Raw genomic sequence first — 16039 nt, 5'->3', positions numbered from 1 at the left:
TCTCCCGCTTGCACAAGGCCGCGTTTCGTAACTTGCCTCGAGGCCATCAGTTCCACCGAGATGGAGGGTCCGCTGCAAGATTGGGGCGGCTCTTGCCAACCGGGCCGAAAGCTGGTGTGTCGCCGCCATGGCACGATCGAAAGGAAGCCGAGATGTCTGACCAGGAAAGCCGCATTACCCAGCTTGAGGAAGTTGTTGCCTACCAGGCAAAGACCATCGACGAACTCTCCGACCAGCTGACGGCGCAGTGGAAGGTGGTCGAGGAAACCCGCTACAAGCTCGAACGTCTGGTCGAGCGTTTCATGACGCTCGACGAAGAAACTGCCGAGGCGCCGGCCAACGCGAAACCGCCGCACTATTGATCCCCGTATTGCCGAGGCCTCGCCTGGATAGCGGTCACATTTCTGTGTCTCACGCGGCTTTGTGTAACAAAACCACGGCCGCGTTCGTATCTGCTGTATGATGAATAAAACCGGGAGGACCAGAATGCAGACGAGACGCGCATTGCTGATGACTGTGGCGACCGGTGCGGCGGTGTTTTCCGCGCGGAGCTGGAACGGATCGCTGGGGACTGCTGCTGCCGCAACGTTTCCCATAACCCATACCGATGCGCAATGGCACAAGCTTTTGACCGCAGAACAATACGAGGTTCTGCGCAACGAGGGCACGGAACGCCCCTTCACCAGCCCGCTGCTCGAAGAACACCGTAAGGGAAGATTTGCCTGCGCCGGTTGCGAACTACCCCTGTTTTCCTCGGAGACTAAGTTCGAGAGCGGCACGGGCTGGCCCAGTTTCTGGCAACCGTTGCCAAAAGCCGTCGGGTCCGTCAAGGATACGTCCTACGGCATGGTCCGCAACGCCGTGCATTGTGCCCGTTGCGGCAGCCATATCGGCCATGTCTTCAACGACGGCCCCAAGCCGACCGGCCTTCGCTACTGCATGAACGGCATCGCCATGACGTTCCAGGCATCATCTGCGTGACGCACCTCTTGAAACGCCAATTCCGCCCAGCATTTGGGCTCAGACTTCAGGCCTACGCATTCACCTCCGGCTAACGGGAGATCTTCCATGACGATGACTTTGAAATATTCCATGCGCGAAGCCTTGTCCCGATATGGCCGACGGGCCGGCACCGCTGTTGCGGTCCTTCTGGTCGGCGGCACTGTGCTGCATTTCACACCTTCCCAGGCCGGCGAAGCCCGAGAGATTCCGAAAGCCACTATCGACGCAGCGCCGGGTTCCGGCACCGAGACAATCGCGCTCGCCGGGGGCTGTTTCTGGGGCGTGCAGGGCGTCTTCCAGCATGTCGACGGCGTCGTCAGCGCGGTGTCCGGTTATGCCGGTGGCGCGAAGAATACCGCTGAATACGAGACTGTCAGCACCGGCAGCACGGGCCATGCCGAGACCGTGAAGGTGGTCTTCGATCCGCACAAGATCAGCCTCGGCCATCTGCTGCAGATCTACTTCTCCGTCGCCCACGATCCAACGGAATTGAACCGCCAGGGGCCAGACAGCGGCACCCAGTACCGCTCGGCAATCTTTCCGACCACGCCTGAACAGGCGCGCGTCGCCAAGGCCTATATCGATCAACTGAACAAGGCACACGTTTTCGGTGAGGCTGTCGTCACGAAGATCGAGCCGGGAAAGAGCTTCTATCCGGCCGAGACTTATCATCAGAATTTCCTGACGACCCACCCGACATATCCCTACATCGCCATCAACGACATACCGAAAATCGATGACCTGAAGCGCATGTTCCCCAAGGACTATCGTGCCGAACCGGTACTGGTGACCGCCAGCAACTGATCGAAGGCCACCGCTCCGTCAGGTAACAACTGGCGGAGCGATCCTCAGTCTTTAGGTCTGGGGGGGTAGGTTTGGCGGATATTTATCCGAGGTCTCGTGTATATCCGATATTGCAGTCTGGCGGCATTGCCTCCCGTGTGAGGCGACAAATGGGCGCATACCCCCAGTGCACCGTTTGTGCCAATATCGGTTAGGCAGCCTATCTTTATCCGGTAAGGGTGGTGTACAGGCAGCCCCAACAGAGCATCCACCATGATCGTCCGCGAGCGCCCGGGGCTACTCCCGCTATTCTTCATCATGCGTGGATCGATCGTTCCCCGCATCTTGCCGCAGATCATCGTGATTTTCGTTATGTCCTGCCTCATCACCTGGGGCCATCACGAGCGACCGGGCATGATCCTGTCGGTCAGCGGCGTGCCGTTCGCCGTGCTCGGCACAGCGCTTTCGGTGTTTCTGTCGTTCCGCAACAACGCCTGCTATCAACGCTGGTGGGAGGCGCGGCACAGCTGGGGACAACTGGTCTACGCGGCACGGACGTTTTCGCGCCAGACCTTGCTGCTGGAAGCCTTGCACGGCGAGGAGGGGCGGCGGGTCAGGCGTAGCCTGCTGACGCTGGCCATGGCCATGCCACATGCGCTTGTCCAGCATCTTCGGCCGGAGGGCGACCAGAGCAAGGTCGAGCGGCTATTGCCGGACGATGTCCAGCCCCTCTATCACGCTGCATCGAACAGGCCTGAAATGCTGATGCGGCTGATGTCGGCCGATCTGGCAAGAATGCGGGCGAGCGACCGGATAACAGATATCCAGTACCAGATGCTCGACAGGACAATCACCGACATGGCAATTGTGCCGGCGACCTGCGAGCGCATCCGAAACACGCCGTTGCCGTTTGCCTACACGCTGCTGGTTCATCGCACGGCCTATCTGTTTTGCTTCCTAATGCCGTTCGGTTCGGTCGACGTGCTCGGCTGGGGAACGCCGTTTGCGGCGGCGGTCATCGCCTACACCTTCTTCGGCCTCGATGCGCTCGGTGACGAGCTCGAAAATCCGTTCAGCAAGGAGGCGAATGCTTTGCCGATCGGTGCGCTTGCCGATGCTATCGAGCACAATCTGCGAGAAGCCATGGGCGAGACGGATCTGCCACCGCTGCCGACGCCCACCAATTTCGTGCTGATGTAAGCCGCATTGCGATTTTTTTTGATCGTGCCGGGAATAAGTTCGCATCGGTGTCCGTATACTGGGTCATGGAACGCAACGGACGCACATTCGATGTCTTGGCACAGCTCTCATCCCTGAGACGCTACGCCCGTTCGCTGGTGCGCAACGCCGACGATGCGGAAGACCTCGTGCATGATGCCTTGCTGCGGGCCTATGAGCGCAAGTCGACCTTCCGTCGCGGCGCAAACCTGCGCTCCTGGCTTCTCTCCATCGTCCATAACGCCCATATCGACCGCCTGCGTCGGGACCGGTCGATGGCGCGGCGCCATGATGGCGCGGCCGTCGAGATGGAGCAGTCGCTGGCGGCCGGCCAGGAGCATGCCGTCCGGCTGTCGCAGGTGCGTGACGCCTTCTTCAGGCTTCCGGAAGAACAGCGTGCGGCGCTGCATCTCGTTGCCATCGAGGACATGTCCTACAACGAGGCCGCAGCGACGCTCGGCATACCTGTCGGCACGCTGATGTCGCGAATTTCGCGGGCGCGCGCCCAGTTGAGGGATTTCGAGGACAAGGCGCCGGCTGCGTCGCATCTGCGTGTTATCGGAGGGAACGATCATGACGTCAGTTGATCCGATCATCGACGCCGATCTCGATGCCTATGTCGACGGCGAACTGGATGTATCGCGGCGCATAGCGGTGGAATCCTACCTGTCGGAACATCCGGCAACGGCTGCCAAGGTCATGGCCGACTTAAGCCTGCGCGGCGAATTGCGGCTGGCACTGGCGACGGAGGCCGTAACCGGCGGGGTGCAGACCCGCGAGGCCGCCCGTCGTCTGGAGCGTGGGCTTGCCTACGGTCGCGTATTGCAGTCATTGCAGCGCATTGCTGCCGTTGCCGTTCTGGTGGCATCGGGCTGGGTGGCACACAATTCGTTCGGCGCTTTCTCGGCCACCGAGGTCTCGGCATCCGTGCCGCCGCCGGCTTTCGTCGACGATGCGGTTGCGGCTTTCCGCACCTCGGCATTGAGGGCGCAGGTCGCCTCGCAGCCGAAGTCGGCCAACTACAATCCGGATGATATCCGGGCGGCAACCGCAATCGTCATGCCGACGTTGCCGGCCGACTGGAAGGTGGCCGATGCCGAAATCTATCCGTCGGCCTTCGGACCGAGCATCGAAGTTACCGTCGATGCGAATGGCAAGCGGCTGTCGCTGTTTGCAGTCCGGCCAGGCAGTTTTGCCGTCGCCAAGGTCGACCACATCGCCCTCGACGGCGTGCAGGCATCCTACTGGCAGATCGGCGATGTCGCCTACGCGCTGGTTGCCGATGCCGCCGCCAACAATCTCGACGGGGAGGCCGAGCGGCTTTCCCGGACACTCTATTAACGCAATCAAGGAGACAGATCATGAATCCGATCAATCCCCGCTCCGGTTTCGGCGTTAACGCCGGCACCCAGGCGCTGTTCGACGAAGGACTGCGCAAGCATATGCTGCGCATCTACAACTATATGGCTATCGGTCTGGTCGTGACGGGGCTCGTTGCCTTCGTCGTCGGCACGACGCCGGCGCTCTATGTGCCGATCTTCTCGTCGCCCCTGAAGTGGGTCGTCATGCTGGCACCGATCGGCTTCGTGCTGTTTTTCTCGTTCAAGATCCAGTCGATGTCCGCCAGCGGCGCGCAGGCCATGTTCTGGGCCTTCTGCGCAGTCATGGGACTATCGCTCGCCTCGGTGTTCCTGGTGTTCACCGGCGCCAGTATCGCCCGCACCTTCTTCATCGCAGCCACCATGTTCGGCGCGACAAGTCTCTATGGCTACACGACGAAGCGGGATCTCGCCAATTTCGGCTCGTTCCTGATGATGGGCCTGATTGGCGTCGTGATCGCCAGCGTCGTCAACATCTTCCTCGGCTCGACTGTCCTGCAGTTTGCCGTGTCCGTGATCGGTATCGCCGTCTTCGTCGGCCTGACCGCCTGGGATACGCAGAACATCAAGGAACAGTATGCCGAGAACTATGACCAGGAATCGCAGCAGAAAATGGCTGTGATGGGCGCCCTGTCGCTCTACCTGAACTTCGTCAACATCTTCCAGCTGTTGCTCAACTTTACGGGCGACCGCGAGTAACAGCTCCTCCTGGTGGGGCCAGGAGTGAGCGGGCGCCCGTCGATCTGTCATGGGATCGGCGGGCGCATTGCGTTTGGGGTTAGGCTCGCTCGTCCAGCCGGTCCTGCAGCATGCTCCACGGCAGCAGCGCATTGGGCGCGTGCTTCAGGAGAGCATGGAACGGTATCGGTGCCGGCGGTCCGAAGGGGATCGCAAGATCACGGGCATCTGCACCTGTTGCCCAGGCGGCAAGCTCCTTGCCCATCGCCGTCGTCATGGCGATGCCGCGTCCGTTGCAGGCAAAGCCGGCGATCAGTCCGGGTCCGAGATCGACCAGATGCGGCAGGAAATCCGGTTCGACAGCAGCCAGACCGGACCAGCTGAATTCCAGCGGCGGTAGATCGGGGAGCCCGAGCTTTTCGGCCATGCGTCGATGGATTGTTGCTGGCACACGGGCGTCGGCGCCAGGGCCGAAGATGTGCATACCGCCCGAAATCAGCCGATTGTCGGCATCGAAGCGGAAGGTGAAGAGGTTGCGCCTGGTATCGGAAACACACTGATTTGCCGGCAGGAGCCGCTGGCGGATTGCGGCCGGCAGCGGATGTGTGGCGACCTGGAATACCTTCAATGGAAAATAGGTGCGGGCGAGTTCCGGATTGAGCCGTCCGCCGTAGGCATTTGTCGCGACCACGACCTTGCCGGCGCGCAGGCTGCCCGTCGGCGTCTGCAGCAGCCAACCGTCCGCTGCTCGGCCAATGGCTGAGACGGGCGAGCGCTCGAAGATACGGGCGCCAGCCGCTTCCGCAGCGTCGGCAAGGCCGCGCGCATATTCGACGGGATTGAGCACGCCCCCGGATTTGTCGGTCCAGCCGCCGAAATAGCCGTCTGCACCGGTCACGTCGCGGATCGTCTGTCGGTCCATGACTTCCGCCGGGCGTCCGCGGGCCTGCCATTGCGCGGCGCGGGACTGTACTTTTTCGAGGGCGTTAGCGGAATGGGCAGGCTGGATCCAGCCGCTCTGCTGCGCGGCGCACTCGATTGCGTGGCGGCGGATCAGCTCGAAGACCAGGTCGCCGCTGCCCGCTGCCAAATCTACCAGGCGCTTTCCGCGCTCGGGGCCCAGTTGCTGGATGACGTTATCCGGGTCCACCTTGGCAAAGTTTGGAACCACGAAGCCGGCGTTGCGACCGGTGGCACCCCAGGCGATGATACCGGCCTCCAGCAGTATCACCGAAAGACCTTTTTCTGCCGCATGCAACGCAGTCGACAGGCCGGAGAAGCCGCCGCCGACGATGGCGAGGTCAGCATCGAGCGGGCCTTGGAGTTGCGGCCGGTGCCGCCGGTTGCGGCCGACGACGTGCCAGAGGGACGGCGCGTCCGGCGATGCGGTGTCTGCTTTGCTCACGAGGCGGCACCATTCTGGTCGGGCATGGCCGGCGGCTGCTTCTTGCCGAACCAGCGCAAGCGGCGCGGCATGTTGCCGAGGATGCCGTTAGGGCGCACCAGCAGGATGACGCAGAGCATGACGCCGATGGCGACGATCTGCAGCGAGGCGGCGCGGGCCTGCTGGTCGGTCGGGAAGGCTGCGCTGGTCAGCGCGCCGGAGCCCGCCCAGATCGCCCAGACGAGGACGCTGCCGAGGATGGCGCCTTTGTTGCTGCCGGAACCACCGACGATCAGCATGGTCCAGACCTGGAAAGTCAGCGTCGGCATGTAGTTGTCTGGCGCGATGAAGCCGATGAAATGTGCCTGCACGGCGCCGGCCAGCCCCATGATGGCGCCGCCGACGGCAAAGGCCTGGACGCGGTAGAAGCGGGCGCTCTTGCCGAGCGAGATGGCGGCCCGCTCGTCTTCGCGCAGGGCCTTCAGCACGCGCCCCCATGGACTGCGGGCAAGGTGCTCCAGTGCCAGATAGGTAATGAGCGTGACTCCGGCGACGACGGCGAGGTTGGAGAAGTTGAAGAGCACGGGCGTTTCGGCAAGTGCTGCGAAGGGGCGAGGGATGAAGCCGATGCCGAACGGGCCGCCGGTCAGTTTCTGCGCATTCAAAGCTACCAGTTGCACGACCACGGCGACACCGAAGGTGGTGATGGCAAGGTAGTCAGATTTCAGCCGCAGCGTGGCGACGCCGGTGATGGCGGCAGCCAGGGCGGTGACGATCATGGCGCCGAGCCAGCCGACGACAATCGGCATGTCGAAGCCGCCGAAGCGGCCGACGGTATCGGGTGTCGTCAGCAGCGCCGAGGTATAGGCGCCGATGGCGACAAAACCGGCGAGGCCGACGTTGAAAAGGCCGGTCAGCCCCCATTGCAGATTGAGGCCGAGGGTGATCAGCGAGAAGATCAGCGCCGTCGTCAGGAAGAAGGCGCCATAGCCAAGAATGTCCATCATCTCTCTCTCACTCCGAAGAGGCCGATCGGCCGGACCAGCAGCACCGCCATCAGGATGACGAAGGAGACCGCCGCGCGCCATTCTGCGCCGATCAACTGGACGGCGCCGGCTTCCGTCAGGCCGATGATCAGACCGCCGAGCACAGCGCCGGGCACGCTGCCGATACCGCCGAGAATGGCTGCGGCAAACATCGGCAGCATCATGTCGAAGCCCATCAGCGGCCGGATCTGCACGAGAATGCCGATCATGACGCCGGCCATGCAGGCAAGCGCCCCGCCGACCAACCATGTCACGCGCACCACCTTGGCGACGTCGATGCCGACGACGCGGGCGAGCGCCGGGTTCTGACTGACGGCCTGCATCGAGCGACCGATCTGCGTGCGGGTCATCAGCAGGTGTACCGCCAGCACCAGAAATGCTGTCAGCAGCAGCAGCACGATCTGGTCGGGCGTGATGCGGATGCCGAACCCGACCGGCATGGCGATCTGGATCGAGCGGCTGAAATAGGCCGGACGCGAGGTGAAGATGAACTCCAGCAGGCTGCGCAGCGCCATGGAGGCGCCGAAACTGGCCATCACGACGATGATTGTCTGGCCTTTTGCCCGCAGCCGCGCAAACAGGATCTTGTCGAGCAGCAGCGCCATCAGCCCGGTAAAAGCCATGCCGATGACCACTGCAACGATCAGCGGCCAGCCGAAGGAAAACGGACCGATCGGTGCGATCTTGCCGAACATCGCACCGATGGCGCTGACTGCGGTCAGGGTGGCGTAGGTGCCCCAGGCCATGAAGTCGCCATGGGCAAAGTTTGAGAAGCGCAGGATCGAATAGGTCAGCGTGACGCCGATGGCGCCGAGGCCGACCATCGAGCCTGTCAGCAATCCGTCGATGATGAATTGCAGGTTCATGCGGCACCTCCGGTCTCGGTCGGTCTGGCAGGCTGCGTCGGGCGCTGGCCCAGATAGAGTTCGGCCACGACGGGATCGTTCCAAAGCTCGGAGGCGATGCCTTCATGGTGGTCCTTGCCTTCGACCAGCACATAAGCGCGGTCGCCGATCGCCAGCGCCGCCTTGGCATTCTGCTCGACCAGCAGGATTGTGACGCCGGATTTGCGGATTTCGGTCAGCATCTGGAACACCATCGACACGAATTTCGGCGACAGACCAGCCGAGGGCTCGTCGAGGACGAGCACCTTGGGGTCGACGACCAGCGCGCGGGCAACGGCGAGCATCTGCCGCTGTCCGCCGGAAAGATTGCCGGCGGCGATCTTGCGATGGCGGGCAAGGTCCGGAAAGGCGGTGTACATCGCCTCTATGCGGGACGGGACGTCCCTCGGCTTCAGGATGCCGCAGGCGACCTTCAGGTTGTCGTCCACCGACATCTGCGGAAAGATATTTTCCGTCTGCGGCACGAAGGCAAGGCCGAGGCGGACCATCATGTGGGCCGGTGCCGCAGTGATATCCCGCCCGTCGAGAAGCACGGTGCCGGCGGCGATCGGCACGAGGCCGGCGACAGCCTTGATGAAGCTCGACTTGCCGGCGCCGTTGGGACCGAGCACGACGACGATCTCGCCCTTGTTGACGGTAATCGAGGCGCCACGGACGATCGGTACGCCGGGCTCGTAGCCGGCGACGAGATCGCGCACGAGGAGAACGGGTTCGCTCATGCCGCACCTCCGAGATAGGCTTCGATGACGCGGGGGTCGCGCGCCACTTCTTCCGCCGTGCCCTGGCAGAGCAGCTGGCCGCCAGCCATGACCAGTACGCGATTGCAGAGCCGGGTGACCATGTCGATATTGTGCTCGATCAGCAGGAAAGTGATACCGCGGGCGTTGATATCGCGGATGCGGTCGATGATGACTTCGAGCAGGGTGGCGTTGACGCCGGCCGCCGGTTCGTCGAGGAGGATGATGGCGGGATCCGCCATCATCACCCGGGCAAGTTCCAGAAGCTTGCGCTGGCCGCCGGAGAGTACGCGGGCGGGCTCGTGGGCCAGCCGCGTCAGCAGGACGAGATCGAGCAGCTCCATCGCTTTTTCGCGTGAGCGCTTCTCCTCGGCGACAACGCGCCATGGCACCAGGAAGTTGGCAAACAGTTTTTCGCCGGTCTGGTGCTGGGCGGCGAGCATGACGTTTTCGATCAGTGTCATGTTGGGGAGCGGGCGGGGGATCTGGAAGGTGCGGCCGAGGCCGCGACCGATGCGCCGGTGTGCGGATTCGCCGGAAACGACTGTGCCGTTCAGTCGGATTTCGCCGCTCGTCGGCAGGACGCTGCCGGAGAGAAGATCGAACATCGTCGTCTTGCCGGCGCCGTTCGGGCCGATCAGGCCAAGGATTTCGCCGTGCCGCACTTCGAAGGATACGTCGTTGACGGCGGCGATGCCGCCGAATCGGCGGACGATATTCCTCGCACTCAGAACAGGCTCCCGGGTATCCTCCCCCTGCCGTTCAGATGGTAAACTCATGGATCCCTCTGGCCGGGAACGATCGTTGTCGCACCCTGATTTTTTGATTTGTGATCACACTTGCATTGATCACGCTATTCAGCTTTAATTCGTTCTGCAAGTCAAAAACGGGATCGCAATGCAAAAGGCCTCAGCCGAAAAAAGCAATGATCTGATTGCCGCCCAACTGGCCCCGGTTGGCCGCGAAACCGTTCAGGACCGTGTCTATTCCGAGCTTCGCAGGGCGCTGATCGGCGGGCTTTTCGAGCCGAGCCAGGTGCTAACAATCCGCGGACTTGCCGATGCGCTTGTTACCAGCACCATGCCGGTGCGCGAGGCGCTCGGGCGGCTGATCACCGAAAAGGCGCTGGAGGCACTGCCCAATCGCTCGGTACGTGTCCCGCCGATCACGCTGGAGCGTATCGACGACCTCCTGCGCGCCCGTATCCTGATAGAGGGCGAGGCCATCGCGCTGGCCGCAAAACGCATGGGCCCGAAAGATATCACGGTCATCGAGGGCATGCTGCACGAATGGGACGAGATGCGCGCCCTGAAGCAGAAGAAGGACGTGGACCGCGAGGTCACGCTCAACCAGACATTCCATTTCGAGATATACCGGGCCTGCAGCTCGGCCGTGCTCATCCCCATGATCGAAAGCCTGTGGCTGCAATCGGGCCCCTGTATCCGGGTGGCGATCTATGCCTTCTCCGAAGCCGGCGAGGTCGATACCGCCCATTACCATCGCAGCATCGTCGCGGCATTGGCCGCCCAGGATGCCGACGCGGCACGGGCCGCGCTGGTCGCCGATATCAGCCGGCCCTTCACCTTTTTGCGCAACAAGCTGCAGACAGACGCAGCCAGGATTTGAGACCGATCATGAGCCAGAATGCAATCCACATCACCGAGCCCCGTTCCGGACTGTCCGTGATCGCGCCGCTGCTGGCCGGCAAGGCGCCCGAGAACGTTGCCTTCTTCATGCAATATCTGTCCGAGCCGCGCATCGTGCCCGGCATCCATGCGATGTGGACCGGCCCGGAAATCTCCTGCCCGATCCCGGCGGCTCATCTCGAGGGGGCCGCCTATGCAACTGCGCTGCCGGCCGAGAACGCTACGGTGACGCCGCAGCCGGGCGATATTGTGCTGAGTTACGTGCCGGCGCGCATGTGGGGCGGCAGCCCCAACGCCATTTTCGACATCGGCCTGTTCTACGGGCAGGGTGCGCGGTTGCTGTTCCCGATCGGCTGGCTGGCCGGCACCGTCATGGCGCAGGTGCGGCCGGAGGAGCGCGAGCATTTCGCTGCCGCCTGCGGCATCATCCGCCGCAACGGCGGCTGCGACGTCACCTTCGCGCTGACGGAGGTTTGAGGTGAGCGAAACCGACGACAGTTTCGAGCTTTACGACCTGCGCGTCGAGGCGGTCATCCCGGAGGGCAAGCCAATCTATTGCGGCGCCAGGGAGGGCGATTATTTCGAGCTGAAAGGCGAGATGCTGTCGATGCCTGCAGGCCAGGGATTTTCCATCTATTCGATTTCCGCCGTGCTGCCGCTCTTGGCCGCCAAGCAGCGGCCGACGCACCGGAACGACTGGATGACCTCGGATGCCGAAATCGCCTGTCCCGACCCGAACTGCGCTAGCCGGCTAAGGATCGTGCGCACGGGCAAGCGTCGTTTCAGCCATGCCGAGACGACGGCAGTGCCGCTGCCGGGTGACGAGGCCTGAATGATGGCGCGCGGCGCAGGAGCGATATCTGTCTTCTCCCCGTGGGGAGAAGATGCCCAAAGGGCAAATGAGGGGGAGCCCTTCGCGCTCCACCGTTCTACCAATTTGAAAGCTGCATGACATGACGAAAACCTTCGAACTTCGCCCCGGCTATGCCATTTCCCGCGTCATTCGCGGTGGCTGGCAGCTGGCCGGTGGCCATGGGGCGATCGATCGCGATCAGGCCGTGACCGACCTGATCGCCGCATACGATGCCGGTATCAGGACATACGACTGTGCCGACATCTACACCGGCGTCGAGGAACTGATCGGCGCTGCCCGGGACCGCCTGCGCAATGAGCGCGGGGCCGAGGCGGCGGCCGAGATGAAGGTTCACACCAAGCTGGTGCCCGATCTCGAGAAGCTCGGCAACATGAACCGCGATTATATCCGTGGCATCGTCGAGCAGTCGCTGCGGCGGTTGCGCACGGAGCGCCTGGATCTTGTGCAGTTCCACTGGTGGGATTACTCGCTTGACGGCTATCTCGATGCGCTGGGCTGGCTCAACGAATTGCACGGGGAGGGTAAGGTCCGTAATGTCGGCACTACGAATTTCGACACCCAGCATGTTGCCGAGATCCTGAAGGCGGGTATCCCGCTGGTCAGCCAGCAGCTGCAATATTCCGTCCTCGACCAGCGGCCGGCCAACAGCCTGACGGCGCTGGCTGCGGCGAATGATGTGAAATTCCTGTGCTACGGTTCGGTTGCCGGCGGTTTCCTCAGCGACAAGTGGCTGGGCCAGCCGGAGCCGGAGATGCCGCTCGAGAACCGGTCGCTGGTGAAATACAAGCTGATCATCGACGACTTCGGCGGCTGGGACCTGTTTCAATCGCTGCTTTCGACATTGAAGGTCATTGGCGACCGACATGGCGTCGATATCGCCACTGTCGCCAGCGCCTGGGTGCTGCGTCAGCCGCAGGTCGCAGCTGTCATCGTCGGTGCCCGCAATCAGGCGCATGCGCTGGCCAATGCCGGCATCATGGATATCGTGCTTTCGGCAGACGACATGGGGCAGATCGAAGCGATTATCGCTGAAAGCAAAGGCCCCCTCGGTGACGTCTACACGCTGGAACGCGACCGAAACGGCAGGCATGGCTCCATCATGCATTACAATCTCAACGCGGGGAAAGTATGAGCCAGGATCAGTCACTCTTCGAGTGTGCCCGCGCCGAGGTCATCGCCTTCCACGAATTCTTCGTCGGCTGGTACGATGCGGCGACGGCTGACCTGACGGATTTCGGACGCTGTGAGCAGGCGTTCGGAGACGGCTTCCAGATGATACCGCCGACCGGCCGCGTTTTCGACAGGGCGGCGACCATCGATCTGATCCGGGCCAATCGCGCCACCTTCCATGGTGATTTCTCGATCGACATCGAGGACATCCGCGCGGGCTTCCAGACTGACGATACTGTCGTCGTCACTTATGTCGAGGTGCAGTGCCGCAGGGGCGTCCGGTCCCGTCGGCAGGCGAGTGCCCTTTTTACCGCGAGTTCATCGGCGCCATCGGGCGTCCAATGGCGGCATCTGCAAGAAACCTGGTTGCAGACACCGGAGACCTGACAGGATTACTGCGTAAAAATAGAAGTCGTACCTAACAAGGGGAACAATCATGAAAAAGACGCTTCTTTCCGTAACCACCGCTCTCGGCCTGATCTCTGCCGCTGGCATCGCCAATGCCGCCGATTGCAAGATCACCGTCGGCCTCGTCATGGAACTGACCGGTCCTGCCGGCGAATACGGCCAGGCCGGCGCCAAGTCGGTCGAAATGGCCTTCCGCGACCTCAATGCTGCCGGCGGCGTGCGCGGCTGCGACCTCGTCACCGATACCCGCGACAGCCAGAGCCAGGGCAACGTCGCTGTCGATGCGGCAACGCAGCTAGTACAGGTGAAGAAGGTGCCCGTCATCATCGGCGGTATCATCTCGTCGGTGTCGATCCCGATCCTGACCTCGGTTACTGCTCCTGCGAAGGTTGTCCAGATTTCGCCTGCTTCCTCGTCGCCGACGCTGACGGCGCTCGGGCGCGATGGCAAGACCAACGGCATCTTCTTCCGGACGATCACCTCGGATGCACTGCAGGGCGTCGCCGCTGCTAAATACGCGGTCGACAAGGGCTTCAAGAAGCTCGCCATCATCCACGTCAACAGCGACTTCGGCGTCAACATGTCGGCCGAATTCTCGCGCGCCTACAAGGCGCTCGGCGGCACGATCATCTCCGACACGCCGTACAACGAGAAGCAGTCGAGCTATGCCTCCGAGGTCACCGCTGCCATGTCCGGCACCCCGGATGGCCTCTACCTGATCAGCACCCCGGTCGACGGCGCGACGATTGCCCGTACCTGGGTGTCGCAGGGCGGGGTGCAGAAATTCCTGCTCAACGACGGCATGAACAGCCCTGACTTCATCGAGTCTGTCGGCGCCGATTACCTGAAGGAAGCCTACGGCACGTCTTCCGGCACCAGCCCGACGGCCTCGACCGATTATTTCATGAAGAACTACAAGGATTTCTCGGGTATCGAGCCATCCAATCCGGCAGCCGACCGCTCCTATGATGCCGGTGCCATTGCCGGGCTTGCCATCGCCATTGCCGGCTCGGAAGATCCTGCCAAAATCAAGGACGCGATCTACAAGGCCGTCGATCCTTCGGGCACGCCTATCTATGCCGGCAAGGAAGAGTTCACCAAGGCACTCGGCCTGATCAAGGATGGCAAACCGATCCGCTACGAAGGCGTCATCGGTCCCGTCGCCTTCGACAAATACGGGGATATCACTGGCCCGTTCCGTCTCTGGAAGATTGCCGATGGCAAGGTCGCCACCGATGGTGAGATGTCGACGGACGACGTCAACAAGCTGCAGGCGACGCTGAACAAATAGTGCATTCGGCGCAGTGCAGTCACATCCGCCTTTACCAGGAGCCCCGCGAGCCAATCGGATCGCGGGGTTTTTTGTGCCTTGGAAAAGAAGCCGTGGCCGTTTTTGAAGTTTCATGCTGCCGCGGTCGTCTTTTGCGGGGAAAACCTTATATTGCCAATGGGGGAGCCTTTTAGGTTTTTCCGATCGATTGCCCTGGAGCGGCAGCCGCCGTCTCCCGACAACCAATCATAAGGAGCACCACATGAAGATCACACGCACGGGCTCGGCCCACTGGGCTGGCGGAATCAAGGATGGAAAAGGCGAGATCAGCACCCAGAGCGGCGCTCTGAAGGAGCATCCTTACGGATATGCCAGCCGTTTCGAAGGCGTTGCCGGCACCAATCCGGAAGAACTCATTGGTGCTGCCCATGCCGGTTGCTTCACGATGGCTCTTTCCGGCATCCTCGATGGCGCTGGCCTTAAAGCGACCAGCATGCAGACAACTGCCAGGGTCACCCTGGAAAGCGTCGAAGGCGGCTTCGGTATCACGGGTATCGCCCTGACGCTGGTTGCAAGCGTGCCCGGCACCGACGAGGCCAAGTTCAAGGAACTGGCTGAACAGGCGAAGGCCGGTTGCCCGTTATCAAAAGCGCTTGCCGCCGTGCCAATGACGCTCGACGTGCAGTTCTCCTAAGAAAAACTGCTGCCTGACATGCCGGACCAGCCAATGGTCCGGCATTTTTTATGCGTCGTGCGCTCCGAGCTCCGAGCTCCGAGCTCCGAGCTCCGCGCGCCTCGGCTATGAACTCCCGCACAGTGAAACCCGTGCCAGGTGCCTGGCAATGCGTTGACAAAGTATGACTTTCGATTTACGACTGACGAAAATAGAATTTCGTCAGTCGTAAATCGAAAGTGCCTTATGAACGCCATCGCCGATTCCTCAGAGGTCAACCGCCAGGAGAATGTTGCGCGCATCCTCGATTGTGCCGAGCGGCTTTTCCGCCACTACGGCTATGCCAAGACAACGGTGGCCGACATCGCCAAGGATCTCGGCATGTCGACGGCAAACATCTATCGCTTCTTTAGCTCCAAGGTCGAAATCCACCAGGCGCTCTGCGGGCGGATGCTCGATACCGGTTATGAGCTCGCCCTTGGCGCGGCGCGCAAGCAGGCGAGTGCCGCCGACAGGCTGCGTGCTCTCGTCCATGGCCAGTACAAGCTCACTCTCGATACCATGCTCGACGAGGAGAAGGTTCATGAGATGGTCGTCGTCGCCATCGAGCGTGACTGGCATGTCATCGAAAAGCACATCGACCGCATCCACGACGTCATGGCTGGTATCATTTCCGAAGGGATCGCTGCCGGCGAGTTTGCCGAACAGGACCCCCACATCGCGTCGAAATGTCTTGGCGCAGCAACGGTTACCCTCTGTCACCCGCAGATGGTGGCGCAGTGCCTTGCCAAGGAGAACCGGGCGATGCCCGACGATCTCGTGGAATACGCCATTCGTGCCTTGAGATAATTTGCCTGCTGCCGTCC

General features: G+C 62.0%; 20 protein-coding genes. 15 read left to right on the top strand and 5 right to left on the bottom strand.

Going from position 1 to position 16039, the window contains the following annotated elements; genetic code table 11:
* The first annotated feature begins 152 nt into the window (after positions 1-152).
* The 7 genes from PR018_RS12900 to PR018_RS12870 all read left to right on the top strand — a co-directional run bounded on the left by PR018_RS12900 (position 153) and on the right by PR018_RS12870 (position 5081).
* Positions 153-362 carry a SlyX family protein gene (locus PR018_RS12900; RefSeq protein ID WP_142830286.1) on the top strand — a complete coding sequence of 70 codons (210 nt, stop codon included), beginning with the start codon at positions 153-155 and terminating at the stop codon, positions 360-362.
* 124 nt (positions 363-486) lie between these two features.
* Positions 487-981, top strand: coding sequence for a peptide-methionine (R)-S-oxide reductase MsrB (msrB, locus tag PR018_RS12895; RefSeq protein ID WP_142830288.1), 495 nt, complete (start codon positions 487-489; stop codon positions 979-981).
* 87 nt (positions 982-1068) lie between these two features.
* Entirely contained in the window at positions 1069-1806 is a 738-nt protein-coding gene (msrA, locus tag PR018_RS12890) for a peptide-methionine (S)-S-oxide reductase MsrA (RefSeq protein WP_142830290.1), read from the top strand.
* Between the two features lie 252 nt (positions 1807-2058).
* On the top strand, positions 2059-2985 hold the full coding sequence (locus tag PR018_RS12885; protein ID WP_142830292.1) for a bestrophin family protein: 927 nt from the start codon (positions 2059-2061) through the stop codon (positions 2983-2985).
* A gap of 65 nt (positions 2986-3050) precedes the next feature.
* Complete coding sequence (locus tag PR018_RS12880; RefSeq protein WP_142830554.1) at positions 3051-3590, top strand: sigma-70 family RNA polymerase sigma factor; 540 nt, start codon at positions 3051-3053, stop codon at positions 3588-3590.
* The gene (locus PR018_RS12875) at positions 3577-4344 is read left to right on the top strand and encodes an anti-sigma factor family protein (protein ID WP_142830293.1); all 768 of its coding nucleotides are present in this window, start codon (positions 3577-3579) and stop codon (positions 4342-4344) included. The genes PR018_RS12880 and PR018_RS12875 overlap by 14 nt, the downstream gene beginning before the upstream one ends.
* Positions 4345-4364: 20 nt before the next feature.
* Complete coding sequence (locus PR018_RS12870) at positions 4365-5081, top strand: Bax inhibitor-1/YccA family protein (RefSeq protein WP_142830295.1); 717 nt, start codon at positions 4365-4367, stop codon at positions 5079-5081.
* Positions 5082-5160: 79 nt separating this feature from the next.
* Here PR018_RS12870 and PR018_RS12865 read toward each other — a convergent pair whose 3' ends face one another.
* Genes PR018_RS12865 through PR018_RS12845 form a run of 5 tightly spaced genes read right to left on the bottom strand, consistent with a single transcriptional unit; the run spans position 5161 to position 9911 of the window.
* Positions 5161-6465: an NAD(P)/FAD-dependent oxidoreductase gene (locus PR018_RS12865; protein WP_142830297.1), complete on the bottom strand. Its 1305-nt coding sequence runs from the start codon at positions 6463-6465 to the stop codon at positions 5161-5163.
* On the bottom strand, positions 6462-7451 hold the full coding sequence (locus PR018_RS12860) for a branched-chain amino acid ABC transporter permease (protein WP_161990965.1): 990 nt from the start codon (positions 7449-7451) through the stop codon (positions 6462-6464). The genes PR018_RS12865 and PR018_RS12860 overlap by 4 nt, the downstream gene beginning before the upstream one ends.
* Positions 7448-8356 (bottom strand): branched-chain amino acid ABC transporter permease, encoded by a 909-nt coding sequence (locus PR018_RS12855; RefSeq protein WP_142830298.1) that lies wholly within the window; start codon positions 8354-8356, stop codon positions 7448-7450. Before PR018_RS12855 ends, PR018_RS12860 begins: the two co-directional genes overlap by 4 nt.
* Positions 8353-9114: an ABC transporter ATP-binding protein gene (locus PR018_RS12850; RefSeq protein ID WP_142830301.1), complete on the bottom strand. Its 762-nt coding sequence runs from the start codon at positions 9112-9114 to the stop codon at positions 8353-8355. The genes PR018_RS12855 and PR018_RS12850 overlap by 4 nt, the downstream gene beginning before the upstream one ends.
* On the bottom strand, positions 9111-9911 hold the full coding sequence (locus PR018_RS12845; RefSeq protein WP_142830303.1) for an ABC transporter ATP-binding protein: 801 nt from the start codon (positions 9909-9911) through the stop codon (positions 9111-9113). Before PR018_RS12845 ends, PR018_RS12850 begins: the two co-directional genes overlap by 4 nt.
* A 118-nt stretch (positions 9912-10029) precedes the next feature.
* Between PR018_RS12845 and PR018_RS12840 the strand changes: the two genes are divergently transcribed.
* From PR018_RS12840 to PR018_RS12805, 8 genes are all read left to right on the top strand, one after another.
* Positions 10030-10758, top strand: coding sequence for a GntR family transcriptional regulator (locus PR018_RS12840; RefSeq protein ID WP_142830304.1), 729 nt, complete (start codon positions 10030-10032; stop codon positions 10756-10758).
* An 8-nt stretch (positions 10759-10766) separates the two neighbouring features.
* Entirely contained in the window at positions 10767-11255 is a 489-nt protein-coding gene (locus PR018_RS12835; protein WP_142830306.1) for a DUF3830 family protein, read from the top strand.
* Between the two features lies 1 nt (position 11256).
* Positions 11257-11610 (top strand): TIGR04076 family protein, encoded by a 354-nt coding sequence (locus tag PR018_RS12830; RefSeq protein ID WP_142830308.1) that lies wholly within the window; start codon positions 11257-11259, stop codon positions 11608-11610.
* Positions 11611-11731: 121 nt separating this feature from the next.
* On the top strand, positions 11732-12784 hold the full coding sequence (locus PR018_RS12825) for an aldo/keto reductase (protein ID WP_142830310.1): 1053 nt from the start codon (positions 11732-11734) through the stop codon (positions 12782-12784).
* Positions 12781-13209 carry a hypothetical protein gene (locus tag PR018_RS12820; protein WP_142830312.1) on the top strand — a complete coding sequence of 143 codons (429 nt, stop codon included), beginning with the start codon at positions 12781-12783 and terminating at the stop codon, positions 13207-13209. The genes PR018_RS12825 and PR018_RS12820 overlap by 4 nt, the downstream gene beginning before the upstream one ends.
* Positions 13210-13258: 49 nt before the next feature.
* Positions 13259-14521 carry an ABC transporter substrate-binding protein gene (locus PR018_RS12815; protein ID WP_142830314.1) on the top strand — a complete coding sequence of 421 codons (1263 nt, stop codon included), beginning with the start codon at positions 13259-13261 and terminating at the stop codon, positions 14519-14521.
* A gap of 241 nt (positions 14522-14762) precedes the next feature.
* Positions 14763-15194 carry an OsmC family protein gene (locus PR018_RS12810; protein ID WP_142830316.1) on the top strand — a complete coding sequence of 144 codons (432 nt, stop codon included), beginning with the start codon at positions 14763-14765 and terminating at the stop codon, positions 15192-15194.
* 225 nt (positions 15195-15419) lie between these two features.
* A complete protein-coding gene (locus tag PR018_RS12805) occupies positions 15420-16022 on the top strand; it encodes a TetR/AcrR family transcriptional regulator (RefSeq protein ID WP_142830318.1) in 603 nt (200 codons plus the stop codon).
* Positions 16023-16039: the final 17 nt, after the last annotated feature.

It is taken from the genome of Rhizobium rhododendri, assembly GCF_007000325.2.
Lineage (GTDB): Bacteria > Pseudomonadota > Alphaproteobacteria > Rhizobiales > Rhizobiaceae > Rhizobium > Rhizobium rhododendri.
This window is presented reverse-complemented; position numbering and strand designations above follow the sequence as displayed.

Excerpts from the sequence above, each read along its gene's own strand:
- PR018_RS12900 (WP_142830286.1), top strand. The coding sequence starts at position 153 with ATGTCTGACCAGGAAAGCCGCATTACCCAGCTTGAGGAAGTTGTTGCC.
- msrB (WP_142830288.1), top strand. The coding sequence starts at position 487 with ATGCAGACGAGACGCGCATTGCTGATGACTGTGGCGACCGGTGCGGCG.
- msrA (WP_142830290.1), top strand. The coding sequence starts at position 1,069 with ATGACGATGACTTTGAAATATTCCATGCGCGAAGCCTTGTCCCGATAT.
- PR018_RS12885 (WP_142830292.1), top strand. The coding sequence starts at position 2,059 with ATGATCGTCCGCGAGCGCCCGGGGCTACTCCCGCTATTCTTCATCATG.
- PR018_RS12880 (WP_142830554.1), top strand. The coding sequence starts at position 3,051 with ATGGAACGCAACGGACGCACATTCGATGTCTTGGCACAGCTCTCATCC.
- PR018_RS12875 (WP_142830293.1), top strand. The coding sequence starts at position 3,577 with ATGACGTCAGTTGATCCGATCATCGACGCCGATCTCGATGCCTATGTC.
- PR018_RS12870 (WP_142830295.1), top strand. The coding sequence starts at position 4,365 with ATGAATCCGATCAATCCCCGCTCCGGTTTCGGCGTTAACGCCGGCACC.
- PR018_RS12860 (WP_161990965.1), bottom strand. The coding sequence starts at position 7,451 with ATGATGGACATTCTTGGCTATGGCGCCTTCTTCCTGACGACGGCGCTG.
- PR018_RS12855 (WP_142830298.1), bottom strand. The coding sequence starts at position 8,356 with ATGAACCTGCAATTCATCATCGACGGATTGCTGACAGGCTCGATGGTC.
- PR018_RS12850 (WP_142830301.1), bottom strand. The coding sequence starts at position 9,114 with ATGAGCGAACCCGTTCTCCTCGTGCGCGATCTCGTCGCCGGCTACGAG.
- PR018_RS12845 (WP_142830303.1), bottom strand. The coding sequence starts at position 9,911 with ATGAGTTTACCATCTGAACGGCAGGGGGAGGATACCCGGGAGCCTGTT.
- PR018_RS12840 (WP_142830304.1), top strand. The coding sequence starts at position 10,030 with ATGCAAAAGGCCTCAGCCGAAAAAAGCAATGATCTGATTGCCGCCCAA.
- PR018_RS12835 (WP_142830306.1), top strand. The coding sequence starts at position 10,767 with ATGAGCCAGAATGCAATCCACATCACCGAGCCCCGTTCCGGACTGTCC.
- PR018_RS12825 (WP_142830310.1), top strand. The coding sequence starts at position 11,732 with ATGACGAAAACCTTCGAACTTCGCCCCGGCTATGCCATTTCCCGCGTC.
- PR018_RS12820 (WP_142830312.1), top strand. The coding sequence starts at position 12,781 with ATGAGCCAGGATCAGTCACTCTTCGAGTGTGCCCGCGCCGAGGTCATC.
- PR018_RS12815 (WP_142830314.1), top strand. The coding sequence starts at position 13,259 with ATGAAAAAGACGCTTCTTTCCGTAACCACCGCTCTCGGCCTGATCTCT.
- PR018_RS12810 (WP_142830316.1), top strand. The coding sequence starts at position 14,763 with ATGAAGATCACACGCACGGGCTCGGCCCACTGGGCTGGCGGAATCAAG.
- PR018_RS12805 (WP_142830318.1), top strand. The coding sequence starts at position 15,420 with ATGAACGCCATCGCCGATTCCTCAGAGGTCAACCGCCAGGAGAATGTT.